The 14344-nt window shown below is 71.1% G+C and carries 10 protein-coding genes and 1 pseudogene; 8 read left to right on the top strand and 3 right to left on the bottom strand.

What is annotated here, in order from left to right:
* Together ACFO6V_RS19560 and rfbB are read left to right on the top strand one after the other, a co-directional pair.
* A pseudogene (locus ACFO6V_RS19560) lies at positions 1–161 on the top strand (UDP-glucose 6-dehydrogenase); the annotation flags it as partial.
* 3 nt (positions 162–164) lie between these two features.
* Positions 165–1160 carry a dTDP-glucose 4,6-dehydratase gene (gene rfbB, locus ACFO6V_RS19555; protein WP_377138144.1) on the top strand — a complete coding sequence of 332 codons (996 nt, stop codon included), beginning with the start codon at positions 165–167 and terminating at the stop codon, positions 1158–1160.
* Between the two features lie 61 nt (positions 1161–1221).
* On the opposite strand, the gene ACFO6V_RS19550 is transcribed toward rfbB, so the two are convergent.
* Positions 1222–1842: a dTDP-4-dehydrorhamnose 3,5-epimerase family protein gene (locus ACFO6V_RS19550; protein ID WP_377138142.1), complete on the bottom strand. Its 621-nt coding sequence runs from the start codon at positions 1840–1842 to the stop codon at positions 1222–1224.
* A 60-nt stretch (positions 1843–1902) separates the two neighbouring features.
* Between ACFO6V_RS19550 and rfbD the strand changes: the two genes are divergently transcribed.
* Positions 1903–2775 carry a dTDP-4-dehydrorhamnose reductase gene (rfbD, locus tag ACFO6V_RS19545; RefSeq protein WP_377138140.1) on the top strand — a complete coding sequence of 291 codons (873 nt, stop codon included), beginning with the start codon at positions 1903–1905 and terminating at the stop codon, positions 2773–2775.
* 10 nt (positions 2776–2785) lie between these two features.
* Here the strand turns inward: rfbD and rfbA are convergent, their stop codons facing one another.
* Complete coding sequence (gene rfbA, locus ACFO6V_RS19540) at positions 2786–3649, bottom strand: glucose-1-phosphate thymidylyltransferase RfbA (RefSeq protein ID WP_377138138.1); 864 nt, start codon at positions 3647–3649, stop codon at positions 2786–2788.
* 137 nt (positions 3650–3786) lie between these two features.
* Between rfbA and ACFO6V_RS19535 the strand changes: the two genes are divergently transcribed.
* The 3 genes from ACFO6V_RS19535 (at position 3787) to wecC (ending at position 7436) form a co-directional block, all read left to right on the top strand.
* A complete protein-coding gene (locus ACFO6V_RS19535) occupies positions 3787–4002 on the top strand; it encodes a hypothetical protein (RefSeq protein WP_377138136.1) in 216 nt (71 codons plus the stop codon).
* A 361-nt stretch (positions 4003–4363) separates the two neighbouring features.
* Entirely contained in the window at positions 4364–6172 is a 1809-nt protein-coding gene (locus ACFO6V_RS19530; RefSeq protein WP_377138197.1) for a glycosyltransferase family protein, read from the top strand.
* A gap of 10 nt (positions 6173–6182) precedes the next feature.
* Entirely contained in the window at positions 6183–7436 is a 1254-nt protein-coding gene (gene wecC, locus ACFO6V_RS19525) for a UDP-N-acetyl-D-mannosamine dehydrogenase (protein WP_377138134.1), read from the top strand.
* Positions 7437–7449: 13 nt separating this feature from the next.
* Here wecC and ACFO6V_RS19520 read toward each other — a convergent pair whose 3' ends face one another.
* Positions 7450–9885 carry a polysaccharide lyase 8 family protein gene (locus ACFO6V_RS19520; protein WP_377138132.1) on the bottom strand — a complete coding sequence of 812 codons (2436 nt, stop codon included), beginning with the start codon at positions 9883–9885 and terminating at the stop codon, positions 7450–7452.
* 193 nt (positions 9886–10078) lie between these two features.
* Here ACFO6V_RS19520 and ACFO6V_RS19515 point away from each other — a divergent pair, with 193 nt between their 5' ends.
* Together ACFO6V_RS19515 and ACFO6V_RS19510 are read left to right on the top strand one after the other, a co-directional pair.
* Entirely contained in the window at positions 10079–12997 is a 2919-nt protein-coding gene (locus ACFO6V_RS19515; RefSeq protein ID WP_377138130.1) for a glycosyltransferase family 2 protein, read from the top strand.
* On the top strand, positions 12990–14344 hold a 1355-nt coding region (locus ACFO6V_RS19510; protein ID WP_377138128.1), incomplete at its 3' end, for a polysaccharide pyruvyl transferase family protein. The genes ACFO6V_RS19515 and ACFO6V_RS19510, both read left to right, overlap by 8 nt.

The raw sequence follows: 14344 nt of genomic DNA, 5'->3' as shown, positions 1-14344 counted from the left end.
AACCCGCCCTCGACGAGAGCGAGTTCTTCGCCTCCGAGGTCGTCCGTGACCTGGACGCGTTCAAGACCCGCGCCGACGTCATCATCGCCAACCGCCGCACCGAGGCCCTCGACGACGTCGCCGACAAGGTCTACACCCGCGACATCTACGGGCGGGACTGACCCGTGAAGGTACTGGTCACCGGCGGCGCGGGCTTCATCGGCGCCAACTTCGTCCACCAGACGGTGCGGGAGCGTCCGGACGCGCAGGTCACCGTGCTCGACGCCCTGACCTACGCGGGCGACCGGTCCTCGCTCGACGGTGTCGCCGGCCGCATCGAGCTGGTCGAGGGCTCGATCGCCGACGCGCCGCTCGTCGACCGGCTCGTGGGGGAGTCGGACCTGGTCGTGCACTTCGCGGCGGAGTCGCACAACGACAACTCGCTGGACGACCCCTCGCCGTTCGTGCAGACCAACCTCGTGGGCACGTTCACGCTGCTCGAGGCGGTGCGCAGGCATGCGGTGCGGTTCCACCACATCTCCACCGACGAGGTGTACGGGGACCTGTCGCTGGACACCCCCGACCGGTTCACGCCGGAGACGCCCTACAACCCGTCGTCGCCGTACTCGGCGACCAAGGCGGGGTCCGACCTGCTGGTCCGGGCGTGGGTGCGGTCCTTCGGGGTGCAGGCCACGATCTCGAACTGCTCCAACAACTACGGCCCGTACCAGCACATCGAGAAGTTCATCCCGCGCCAGATCACCAACCTGATCGACGGCGTGCGCCCCCGCCTGTACGGCGCGGGCCTGAACGTGCGCGACTGGATCCACGTCGAGGACCACAACTCGGCCGTGTGGACCATCATCGAGAAGGGCCAGGTCGGCGAGACGTACCTGATCGGGGCGGACGGCGAGACCAGCAACCTCGACGTCGTGCGGACGCTGCTGGAGATCTTCGGGCGCGACGCCGACGACTTCGACCACGTGACCGACCGGCCGGGGCACGACCTGCGCTACGCGATCGACGCGAGCCGGCTGCGGACCGAGCTGGGCTGGTCGCCCCGCTACACGGACTTCCGTGCGGGGCTGCAGGCGACGGTCGAGTGGTACCGCTCGAACGACTCGTGGTGGCGCCCGGCAAAGGCGGCCACGGAGGCCAAGTACGCGGCCTCAGGCCAGTAGCCCCCGTTGAGTGCTGGGTATTTGCCCCTCTGGTGCACAGAGAAGGGCAAATACCCAGCACTCAACGACGCTGGAGGGTGGTCAGGTGGGCGGTGACCGCTTCCATCGTGGGGAGGAGGCCTTGGGCCCTTGCTTCGGCGAGGGTCGGGGCCGCCTCGTCCTTTTCGGAGAGCTGCGGGGTGATCGGGGTGCCGTCGCGTGCCGTCGTCGGCCACTGGATGTCCAGGGCCGGGTCGAGGGGGTGGATGCCGTGCTCGCGGCCCGGCGCGTAGCCGGTCGAGCAGAGGTACACGACGGTGGAGCCGTCCTCGAGGGACATGAAGGCGTGGCCCAGGCCCTCCGACAGGTAGATCGCCTTTCGGTCGACGTCGTCCAGCAGGACCGTGTCCCAGGTGCCGAAGGTGGGGGAGCCGACGCGGATGTCCACCACGACGTCCAGCACCGCGCCCTTGGCGCACATGACGTACTTGGCCTGGCTGGGCGGCACGTCAGCGAAGTGGATCCCGCGCAGGACGCCGGCGGCCGACACGGAGGTGTTGACCTGCTGCAGGTCGAACGAGTGCCCGACGGCGTCGGCGAACGGGCTCGCCTTGAACGCCTCGAGGAAGACTCCGCGCGGATCGCCGAACTGCTTGGGGGTGATCTCGAACGCGCCCGGCACGGTCAGCTCGCGGTACTTCATGGGGCTCCTCGCGGGGATCGGTAGTGGCCATAGGATCCTAGGGTGGCTCAGGATCCCGAAGTGACCAGGACGCAGGGCGTGGCGCAGCGGTGGCTGGTCGTGGGCGCCGCCGGAATGCTCGGCCGGGACGTCGTGGAGGCGGCGGCGGGTGCCGGCCACCAGGTGACCGGGGTCGGCCGGGACGGACTGGATGTCACCGACGCCGCGGCGGCCCTGGCTGCGGTAGTGGGCTACGACGTCGTCGTCAGCTGCGCCGCCTGGACGGCCGTGGACGACGCCGAGACGCACGAGGCCGAGGCCTTCGCCGTGAACGCGACGGGCGCCGCCAACCTCGCCCGGGCCGCTGCGGCGGCAGGAGCCCGCCTGGTCCACGTCTCGACGGACTACGTGTTCGACGGCGACGGGACCGAGCCCTACCCGGAGGACGCGCCGATGTCGCCGCGCTCCGCGTACGGGCGCACCAAGGCCGCCGGCGAGTGGGCGGTCCGCGCGGAGACTGCCGACGCCGTCGTGGTCCGGACCGCCTGGCTGTACGGGGCCGGCGGACGCTGCTTTCCCCGGACCATCGCACGTGCCGCCGGGGAGCGGGACCGGCTGAGCGTCGTCGACGACCAGACGGGGCAGCCCACGTGGACGGCCGACCTGGCCGACCTCATCGTGCGGCTGGTGGCTGCCCGGGTCCCGGGCGGGATCTACCACGGTACGTCGTCGGGGCAGGTGACCTGGTGCGGCTTCGCGCGCCAGGTGGTGGCGGCGTCCGGCCACCCCACCCCCGTCGACGCCACGACGAGTGCCGCCTACCAGCTGCCCGCGCCGCGGCCCGCGTACTCGGTGCTCGGCCACGACCAGCTCCACGAGCTCGGCGTCGAACCGATCGGCGACTGGGCCGAACGCTGGGACGCGGCCGCGCCTACGGTTCTGGCGGGGCTCTAGCGGGGGCGGGCTACTCGTCCAGCAGGCTCAGCAGGTAGCTGCCGTAGCCGGACTTGGTGAGCTTCTCCGCGCGGGCGCGCAGCTCGTCGTCGGACAGGAAGCCACGCCGCCAGGCGACCTCCTCCGGGGCGCCGATCTTCAGACCCTGCCGTCGTTCGATGGTGCGGACGTAGTCGGAGGCCTCCAGCAGCGAGTCGAACGTCCCCGTGTCGAGCCAGGCGGTGCCACGGGGAAGCACCTCGACCTGGAGCCGCCCCTGGCGCAGGTACTCGGCGTTGACGTCGGTGATCTCGTACTCGCCGCGAGCCGACGGCTCCAGCGCCTCGGCGATCGCGACGACGTCGTTGTCGTAGAAGTACAGGCCGGGTACGGCATAGCTGGACTTGGGCCGCACCGGCTTCTCCTCCAGGGACAGCGCCTTGCCGTCGGCGTCGAACTCGACGACACCGTACGCGGTGGGGTCGGCGACGCGATAGGCGAAGACGGCGCCGCCGTCGATGTCGGCGAAGCGGGTGAGCTGGTGGCCCAGGCCGGGGCCGTAGAAGATGTTGTCGCCGAGCACGAGTGCCACCGAGTCGTCGCCGATGAACTCGGCGCCGAGTACGAAGGCCTGTGCGAGCCCGTCCGGCGAGGGCTGCGTCGTGTAGCTGATCGAGACGCCGAACTGCGAGCCGTCGCCGAGGAGCCGGTGGAACTGGTCGGCGTCGTGCGGCGTCGTGATGACCAGGATGTCGCGGATCCCCGCCAGGATCAGGGTGGACAGCGGGTAGTAGATCATCGGCTTGTCGTAGACCGGGACGAGCTGCTTGCTGATGCCCTGGGTGATCGGGTGGAGGCGAGTGCCTGAACCGCCGGCGAGAATGATTCCGCGCATGTGCCGGATCCTCCCACGCCGGGGTCTTTCCAGGGGCGGACAGCCGGCCTCCTACCGGGGTCGGCGAGGGTGAAGAGCGGGTGATCTCCTGCCGCTATTGATGCGGAGGCAGTCCCGCAGCCTGTAGTTAGATGGGTATGCATGAAACCTATGGCGGCACAGGCACCCTCGCCCGGCCCGAGCCCTCCGACCCGGCGCCACACCCCGCGCGCCGCGCTCGGCGCGGCAAAGGATTCGTCGCGGCACTCGTAGCCGGCGCCGTGGTGCTCCTGTGTGCCAACGGTGCCGTCGCCTACTTCGGCCACCGGATCTCGCTCGACGAGAAGGCCGGGGGCATCGAGCGCGTCCGCTGACGCCGGGGGCCGGCGTGCCAGGATGTCCGGGGGAACGCCGCCAGAGCTGCCGGACAGCTGCCTGAGAGTTGCCGGGTGAACCTGAGTGCCGCACGCCCACTATCGGTGATCTGGGCGTTCTCCGCTTGTAGCATGAGGCCACCAATGGCGCATCCTGGACTTCTGGCACCTTCATCCAGCGCCTGGCGGGGTGCTCTTTCTGGCTTGTTGCTTGCAAGCAGCCATCCGAGCAGACAGGGACATTCTTGCCGTGAACGATCGCGCGCCGGGCATGGTGGGCAGGCTTCGCCGCGCGCTGTGGCACCTCCGGCACGGAGGACCTACCCAGCTGCGGACCTATCTCCGCAGGCAGCGGGTACCGATGGCCGCGCAGACCGGTGGAGCACGCCGGACGAAGGACGGCCTGACGTTCGACCCGTGGCCCGCACGCCCCGCGTCCGGCGCGAGGGCCACGACAGCTGTCGCACCCGACCGGCGGGACCTGCGTGTCGGCGTCGTCCTCGACGACTTCTCGCGGCTGGCGTTCGCGCCCGAGTGGAACCAGGTGGCGCTGACGCCGGCAACCTGGCGTGACGAGCTCGCCGCGGGCCTGGACCTGCTGTTCGTGGAGTCGGCGTGGAACGGCAACGACGGCGCCTGGCAGTACCACCTGACCGGCACGTCGGCCCCGCGCCCGGCATTTGTCTCTCTCGTCGAGGCCTGCCGGGCCGCGGGGGTGCCGACGGTCTTCTGGAACAAGGAGGACCCGGTCCACTTCGAGGACTTCCTCGACACCGCCCGGTTGTTCGACCGCGTCTACACGACCGACGTCGACCGCGTGCCCGCCTATGTAGCGGCCCTGGGGCACGAGCGGGTGGGCGTGCTGGAGTTCGCCGCGCAGCCGGCGATCCACAACCCCGTCCGGCTGCACGGCCGGGGCCCGGAACGCGACGTCGCGTTCGCCGGCATGTACTTCGCGCACAAGTACCCGGAGCGTCGCGAGCAGATGGACCTGCTGCTCGGCGCGGCCCTGGACGTGTCGCCCAAGATGGAGCACGGCCTGGAGATCTTCAGCCGGTTCCGCGGCAAGGACCAGAAGTACCAGTTCCCCGCGCCGCTGGACGGTCGCGTCGTCGGCTCGCTGGACTACGACCGCATGCTGACCGCCTACCGCGAGTACAAGGTCTTCCTCAACGTGAACTCGGTGGTCGGCTCGCCGTCGATGTGCGCGCGCCGGATCTTCGAGATCACGGCCAGCGGCACGCCGGTCGTCTCCACGCCGAGCGCCGCGGTGGGGGAGTACTTCCCCGCCGACGAGGTCTTCGTCGCGGCCACCCGCGAGCACGCGGCGCACACCATCCGCGCGCTGGTGCGCTCTCCGGAGCTGCGCGACCGGGCGGTGCACAAGGGGCAGCGCCGCATCTGGCGCGAGCACACCTATGCCGCGCGGTCCCAGCGGGTGCTGCACGACATGGGCCTCGCTGCGTCGGAGGCAGTGCCACGACCCCGCGTGACGGCCATGGTCTCGACGAACCGCCCGCACCAGCTCGACCATGTCCTGGCCACGCTCGGGGCCCAGGAGGGTGTGGACCTCCAGGTCGCCCTGCTGACGCACGGCTTCGAGGCGGACGACGGCGACCTGCGGGCGCGGGCGAAGGAAGCCGGCGTCGAGACGTTCGAGCTCCTGTCGGCGCCGTCCGACCTCCCGCTGGGCGCCTGCCTGAACCTGCTGCTGGACGCCGCGGACGGCGACGTCGTGGCCAAGATCGACGACGACGACCTGTACGGCCCGCAGTACCTGTCGGACCAGCTGTACGCCCTGGGCTACTCGGGCGCGGACGTGGTCGGCAAGCAGGCGCACTACATGTACCTCGAAGGGCCGGACGCGACGATCATGCGGTTCGCGGACCGTGAGCACCGGTACACCGACCGCGTGATGGGGCCGACGATCGTCGCCGCGCGTGCGGTCGCTGCCGACGTGCGCTTCCGCGAGCTGGCCCGCGGCGAGGACACGGCGTTCCTCGAGGACGTCACGACGGCCGGCGGGGTCATCTACTCCGCCGACCGGTTCAACTTCGTCCAGGTGCGGTCCGCCGTCGGCGGGCACTCCTGGGACGTGACAGATGCCGAGCTGCTCGCGAGCGGCGAGGTCAGGCACTACGGGCGTGCGGCGACGCACGTCGTCTTCTGAGACGGGAAACATGGGGATCAGTAGCGTCAGTGTGATCGGGCTGGGATACATCGGGCTCCCGACGGCGGCGATCCTGGCCGCGAACGGCGTATCGGTCACGGGCGTGGACGTCAGTCCCGCGACGGTCACCGCGGTGAACCGCGGGAGCGTGCCGTTCGTGGAGCCGGACCTGGCGGGATACGTCGCGGAGGCGGTGTCCGCGGGCAAGCTCCGTGCGGTGCCGACGCCCGAGCCGGCCGACGCGTACATCGTCGCCGTGCCCACGCCGTTCATGGACGACCACAAGCCGGACCTCTCCTACATCAGGTCGGCCGCCGAGGCGCTGGCGCCCACGCTGCGCGGCGGTGAGCTGGTGATCCTCGAGTCCACCTCGCCGCCGGGCACCACGCAGCGCATGGCGGACTGGATCCTCGCCCAGCGCCCCGACCTCAGTCTCGACGGTTCCGACGGCCGGCCACGGATCTACGTCGCGCACTGCCCGGAGCGGGTGCTGCCGGGGAAGATCATGGTCGAGCTGGTCACGAACGACCGGATCGTCGGCGGGATCACGCCGGAGGCCGCGCAGCGTTCGCGCGACCTGTACCAGGTCTTCTGCCAGGGCGAGATCCTGCTGACCGACGCCGCGACCGCCGAGGCGGCCAAGCTCGTCGAGAACTCGTTCCGCGACGTGAACATCGCCTTCGCCAACGAGCTGTCCCTCGTCGCGGACCGGCTGGGCATCGACGTCTGGGAGCTCATCAGGCTCGCGAACCACCACCCGCGCGTCAACATCCTGCAGCCCGGGCCCGGCGTGGGCGGGCACTGTATCGCCGTCGACCCCTGGTTCCTCGTCGACGCCGCGCCGCAGGAGGCCCGGCTGATACGGACGGCCCGCGAGGTGAACGACGCGAAGCCCCGCTGGGTGCTGGACAAGGTGCTCGACGCCGTCGCCGGGGTCGAGGCCCCCGTCGTCGCCGCCTACGGCCTGGCCTTCAAGCCGAACATCGACGACCTGCGCGAGTCGCCGGCCGCCGAGATCGTGCGTGAGCTGGCGACGACGTCCCCGGACATGACGGTGCTCGCCGTCGAGCCGCACATCGACGAGCTGCCCGCCGCCCTGGCGGACCTGCCCAACGTGCGGCTCGTCGACGCCGAGGAGGCGCTCGCGCGCGCCGACGCGCACGCGCTGCTCGTGGACCACACGGTGTTCCGCGCCCTGGCCGAGAGGCTGACGACCAAGCGGCTCGTGGACACGCGGGGCATGACGGTGGTCAGGCGCGCCTGACCACCGCTGGTGGTCAGGCGGTCTCGAGGACCGCTGTGCACGTCTGCCCGCGCGCGTCGGACAGGTCGACGAGCAGCGTCGCGGCAGCCCCTCCGGCCTGTACCTCGATCCGCGGGTCGGCGCTGACCACCTGGAGGATGCGGTGGTCGAGACCGATCCTTGCCCTGCCCTGCACGGTCTGGCTCGGGTCGCTCACGGCCACCGACAGCGTCTTCCCGTCCTGGACGACCACCACGGACACCCTGGTGCGGGCGGTGATGCCGGCGACCGACTGCTCGCCGGTGGACCCGAAGCTGGCCCCGACCGCGTTTCCCCTGCGGACGGCCTGCAGCCCGAGCGTGTTGGAGAGCACCGTCACCAGCGGGCTCGCCGCGTAGGCGCGGACCGCCTCACGGGAGGCACCGGGCAGCAGGACGTACGCGTACCGACCGCCCTGCGGCCCGTGCCCGTGGTCGATGCGGAGCGTCACGTAGTCGTTCCGGATCTCTTCGTCGAAGTCGAACGCCGTGCTCCGGTTGATGTCGGACCAGCGCCCGGTCCGCGACTCCCGCGACGCGCGGACCTGCGCGTCCGACAGCAGGACGTAGCCGATGTCGGACCCTCCGGCGGGGCCCGTGAGGTGCGCCCAGCCGGGGTTGTCGAACGACCGGTCCGTCGGGGCCGTCCCGAGGTAGGTCCCGTCGACGACGAACGGCTGGGCAGCGCCGGCGGAGAGCTTGCGGTTCTCGATGACGGTCTCGACGGGGCGACCGCCGGGACCGGTGATCCCGGCGCCGAGCGCCACTATCTCGTCCCCGAGCAGGAACCAGGTCTTGCGTCCCGTCACGGCAGCGGGGGAGTCGGCGGGGGTGCGGAACGACATGGTGGCGAGTCCGTGCGAACCGAGCGAGACACCACCCGCCAGCGCGGCCTCGCTGAGCGCATCCGCCCCGCTCCCGGGCGCCGGCTCTCCCGTGGGGACCGTCGTGCCGGGGATGCGGGTCGCGTCCACCGTCGGCCAGTAGCCGTCGTCGAACTGGGCGAGGTCGTCGTCGTACAGGTAGGTCGCGCCGCTACCAGTCCACCAGCCGCGCTGGTTCTCGCCGTTGATCGCCTCGTAGGTGGCGATCCGGGAGGACGACATGGCTATCGCGAACGTGAATCCGGGACGCCGGTGCACCACGCGATCCATGCCCGCGAAGACCCTGGTGCCCTCCTCGGGAGCCGCTGCGGGCACCCCGGAGCTCAGCAGGCGATGGGCTGCCGCGACCGCGGGCACGTTGTTCGTCCCGGTGAACGGCGTGAGCGTGTCCTGCTCGATCACGAGGCGGGTGATGCCCGCCATCTCGTCCCGGCGTTCCGGCCCGGCCAGCTCGCTCAGCGCGAGGAACGCGCCCATCGCGATGTGGCCGGCGTTGTCGTCGGTGGCCGGCCGGCGCGAGATCTCGCGGCCGCGCACGGGGCTGAGGAGAGCGCCCTTGTGCAGCCACGGCGCCACGCCGTCGACGGCGAAGTCCAGGAGGAAGTCGAGCTGCGCGTCGTCGATCTGCCAGCGGGAGCCGTGCAGCAGCTCCACGAGCCGTACCGAGCTCCTGAGGAACGCGGTCCCGTATCCACCGGTGTACGGGTGACGCTGGTGCTGGATGAACGAGCCGTCGGGATAGACGCCGTCGCCCGACGTCACGGTGCGGAGCGCGCGCTGCAGGCCCTCGCGGGCCGCGTCGAGCTTGGCGCCGTCGTCGAGGAGCATCGCGCGTTCGGCGACGACCTGAGAGGTCCAGACCAGGTTGGCTCCCTCCTTCGTGGGCTCCGGCGTGAACGAGTCGACGGGTGCCAGGTACCGCTCGAGACGGTCCGTGGTCAGGTCGTCACGCAGCAGCAGGCAGATCGAGGTGAGCGCGAGCGGGACACTGATCTCCCGGTCGAACCAGGGCTCCTCGAGCGTGGTCTCGTAGCCCGCGTAGCGTTCGTGCAGGAGGTCGAGCCCGTCGATGAGGCGGGCCCGCAGCTCGGGGTCCCGGTACAGCGAGCCGCCCGCCGTCCCGTACGCGACCGCCATGGAGCTGAGGCGGCCCGACGTGTGGCGCAGCGCCACGGCGCGGGTGCGGCCGGTGCCGTCGAGCGGAAGGTCCGGCCAGACGCCTGCGCTGTCCCCGCGGGGGGACATGTCGGCGAGGGCCCTCCGGGCAGCGCCGTCGACGCCTTCGACGGCCTGGGCGATCTCCGGGACCGACAGATCGACGTCGCCGCCCGTGAGCTGGGTGTACCAGCGCGCCCGCAACCGCGCGTACGGGGTAGTCGCAGTAGCCTCGGCAGGTGGTGTCGGACTGCTCGTCGGGTCAGGCTCGCTCCGGCGCAGGTACGTGACGCCGATACCGGCCCCGGCCACGGCCAGGCCGCCCACGAGCAGGAGCTGGCGGCGGCCGATGATCAGGCGGCGGTTCGGCTGTGCGCCGTCGGTGGAGGTCATCAACGTGCGAGGGTACCCGTGCAGGGAAGGTTCGGATCGCGGCGCGCATCTTCACCTCATGGGGAGTTGGCCCCTTTGGCCGGTTGGACACATTTTCGTGTTGGTCAGCCGCTAGCATGGGCCGACCGATGACGCATCTTGAAACTGTGATTTTCCACGCCGGAAGCTGGATCACGAAGGGGAGCAGAAGATCTTGACGGGGACTCCCGGGATACGGGACGAGCAGATACCGCTCCTGTCGGTCGTGGTGCCGGTCTACGGGGTGGAGAGATACCTGGACGACTGTCTGAACAGCCTCGTCGACCAGGACGTCTCGCAGGAGATCATCGTCGTCATCGACGCGTCGCCGGACCGCTCGGTAGCGATCGCGCGTGAGTTCGAGGCCGCGTACGACCAGGTCCGCGTGGTGGAGAATCCCGTGAACATCGGGCTGGGCGCCGCTCGTAACGTCGGCCTCGGCCACGCACGGGGGAAGTACGTGACCTTCCCGGACAGCGACGACATGGTCGTGCCGGGTGCGTACGCGGCGCTGGTGGCCTCGCTCGAGCGGTCCGGCTCGGACTTCGCCACGGCCTACGCGGACGAGTTCGGCACGTCGTCGGGCCGGCAGCGGTACTGGACCACGCGCCCCTCGGTGTACGCCACGGGGGCGGAGGGTGCGACCCTGGCCGACCTCCCGGAGCTCGTGTACGACCACACGGCTTGGACCAAGGTGTTCCGGCGCGAGTTCCTGGTGCACGAGGACATCCGCTGGCCGGAGACCACCAAGTGCGAGGACGTCGTACCGTCGATGCGCGCCTACGCGGCGGCGTCGGCCTTCGACGTCGTGCCCCTCTGCATGTACCTGTACCGGCGCCGGCCGGGCTCCATCACTACCGCGCTGACGTCGTCCAGGACCATCCTGGACTGGGCGGTCCAGGTCCGGGAAGCCTTCCGCGTGGTCGAAGGTGTGGGCGTCCCGGAAGCCGTCCAGTTCTTCGTGGAGAAGGCGATGCGCTACGAGGTCGCCTCGCGCATCAAGTCGCTCGGCGACGTCGACGACGAGACGCGGCTGACGGCCACGACCTTGGTGACGGAGCTGCTGGAGGCGAGCGAGGCCGCGACGCTGCGCCGGGTGCCGACGCCGACGCTCACGGCCGTCCTCGGTCTCCTGGCCGGGCCCGAACCGGAGGCACGGCACGACGGGCTGCCCGCGGCGCTGCTCGAGGCGCTCAGCCTGACCGCCGACGGCCCGGGCTCCGCCCCGGCCGCGCACACGGGGCCGATGGTCTCGGTGGTCATGCCCACGTTCGACGTGGACCCGTGGATCGACGCGTGCGTCCGCTCCGTGCTGGAGCAGACGATGGGCGACCTCGAGCTGATCGTCGTCGACGACCACTCGACGGACGGCACGTGGGAGAAGGTGCTCGACTGGGCGAGCCGGGACGCCCGGGTCGTACCGGTGCGCAACCCCGGCAGCGGAGGCGCGCAGGCCAGGAACGCGGGGCTCGAGCTGGCCGCCGGCAGGTACGTCATCTTCTGCGACGGCGACGACCTCGTACCGCGGCACGCGTACCGGACGCTCCTCGACCTCGCGGAGAGCAGCGCGGCCGACGTCACCGTCGGCGGCTTCCAGCGGGTGTGGACCTCGACCACGTGGAGCGACCCCAAGAAGTACGGGCTGGAGACGCGGCTCGAACGGACGACGCTCGACCTCAACCCCCGCCTGATCCGGAACCGGACCTGCTGGAACCGGCTCGTCCGCAGGGACTTCTGGGTGGAGCACAGGCTGCACTTCCCGACCACGCCCCGTGGCAACGACATGCTTCCCATGACCGCAGCCATGCGGTTCGCGCGGAGCATCGCCGTGACGCCCGAGGTGGTCTATCACTACCGTGCACGCCCCGGTGCGAGCTCGATGACCGCACGCCTCGGCGACGTGCGGTCGCTGATCGGCTACTTCGTGCAGGAACGCCTCTGCGCGGTGCTGGTGGCGGAGGACGACCGGAGCGAGCTCGCGCGCGAGTACTGGCACATGGCGCTCGGCTCCGACGCGTGGGCGACGCTCGGGAAGCTGCTGCAGGACGGGTTCGACCACCTGGAGAAGGAAGACCGCGTGGCGGTCTCGGCCGCCGTCGCCGGACTGGTCTCGCTCGCGCCCTTCGAGGCGCTGGAGCGGATCGGCGCGCGACGCGCGCTCGTCTTCCACCTCGCCGCACACGGTCACCTCGACCTCGCGCGCGCCGTGTGGGAACGCGAGGTGGGCAAGAGGTTCGCCGGTGGTTCGGACACGATCACGACGTTCGCCGAGGCGCTCTCGACCGCCATGGCCGACGGGTTCGACCGCCGTCTGGCCGGGAAGGTCTGGCGCAACGACGTGATGCGCCCGTTCATCGACGTGTCCCATGCCTGGGACGACGAGCTCGGCGAACGGATGATGGTCTTCGCGAGCAAGATCGACCCGGAGGTCTCGGTGCGGTCGACGGCGACCCCGGCCACCAGGGAGGTCCGCGTCGCGGAGGCTCTGCTGCACGGGGAGCTGAACGACGTCTGGCGCGAGTCCCAGTACAACCCGTACAAGTACCGGCCGAAGTTCGCCGCCTCCATCACGGGGGTCCAGGGCCGCGTGGTGCACCTGCGGGGCAGCGGACCGGTCCGCCCGGGCGTGCGGGTGCTCCGGCTCCTCGCGCTCGGCTCCGTGGGCAAGCAGCGGGACGTGCAGAGCCAACGGCTCTTCGGCCGCGTCTCCGTGAACGAGAAGGGCTGGTCGGTCGACGCCGACCTGACGGCGCTCGAGCCGGGGTACGACTGGCGACTCCGAGTGATCGTCGAGGACGCGTTCGGCGAGCTCGAGCTCCCGGTCCGTATCGCGTGGCCGGGTGGAGCCTCGTCGCTGAGCGTGGTGCGGCCCATGCGGCTGGCGGACGGCGACGAGCTCGGCCTGCGCACGTTTGCCTCAGGGACGGCACGGGTCGCTACCGCGGTTCGCTGGCGCGGTATCCGGGTCGGCCGGCGCGCCAGAAAGCTGCGGGCCTACCGCGCCGTCGAGTGGCGGATCCAGCGAGCCGCCAAGAACCGCAGGAACCGGAAGAAGGCTGAGCTTCAGAGTGCGGCACGGAGGAACGATGCCTGAGGTGAGCAGCCTGCTCGCGGAGCCGGGCGCCGCTGTGCCCGCTGCTGCCGCCACGGCCGGTGCGCTCGGGGGAGACCGGGCCGTCACCCGGGTCGCAGGGGTACCGGTGGTGCACTGGAACCCGATCCGGTCCGGTGCGCCGGTGGCGAACTTCGGCGACGTCCTGGGCCCGGCGATCGTGTCCCGCCTGGTCGGATCCTCCCCACGTACCGTCGCGCCCGACGGACCGGCGCTGCTGTCGGTCGGCTCGATCCTGCACCTCGCGCCGGAGCGATCCGTCGTCTGGGGGTCCGGGGTGAACGGCAAGATGCTCGCGGCGACCAAGGACATCCCGGACGGGGTGGCCTTCCGGGCCGTTCGTGGCCCGCTGACCAGGCGTTTCCTGTCGGGCCACGGGTTCGACGTGCCTGAGGTCTACGGCGACCCGGTCCTGCTCCTCGCCGACGTCATGCCGGAGCTGCTCCGGGTGAGCCGCGCTCCGGTGCGGGACGTGCTCTTCGTGCCCAACTTCAACGACAAGGACGACGTCTCCGCGGTGGCCGGCGAGCACGAGCTGGAGACGCTCGACTCCCAGGACCACGTGGACTCGGTGCTCCTGCAGATCGCCTCGAGCCGGTTCGTGATCAGCACGTCGCTGCACGCCGTCATCGTCGCGGAGGCGCTCGGCGTCCCCGCGCGCTTCGTGCGGTCCCCGCACGAGCACCCGTTCAAGTACCGCGACTACCTCGCGGGCACGGGCAGGGCGTTCGAGCCGATCGCCGAGACCGTCGAGGAGGCGTTCGTGCTGGGCGGCCAGCCCGAGCCGAGGTTCGACGCCGACGCCCTGCTGGAGGCGTTCCCCTGGGAGCTGTGGTCCTCGGGCGACGAGACGCCCTGGGCGGCTCCGGAACGAGAGCGAACGAGCCCTGACGACCGGGACCGGGTATGGATCGCCGCCATCGAGGGCTCGCACGGCGCTGCGCTCGACCGTGAACGCGCAGAGTACGAGGGGCTCCTGCGCGGCCTCACCGACGCCGCCGGCCGCACCACCGGCGCGGCCGAGCTCGCGGACCTGCGGCAGTGGCACTACGCCGAGGTCGCGCCGGACTCCCTGCCGGCCGATCTCCGGAGCGTCGACGCAGCGGTACGCACGTGCTCCGTCGCGCGGATCGAGGAGGCCGCCCGGCGGGTCCGGGACGGGCTGCGCGCCGTGGCGTACGCGGCGGTCTCCCGGCCGCGGGGGACCGTGCTGAGCCTCGCGCTGCTGCTGGCCGACACGCAGACCCCGATCGGCGAGGTGCGACTGACGAACGAGGCGCTCGGTGACCACGTCAGCCTGCCGCACCACGTGCTGCCGCCCAGGGCCGC

It is taken from the genome of Promicromonospora alba (assembly GCF_042654905.1).
Classification (GTDB): Bacteria; Actinomycetota; Actinomycetes; order Actinomycetales; family Cellulomonadaceae; genus Promicromonospora; species Promicromonospora alba.
This window is presented reverse-complemented; position numbering and strand designations above follow the sequence as displayed.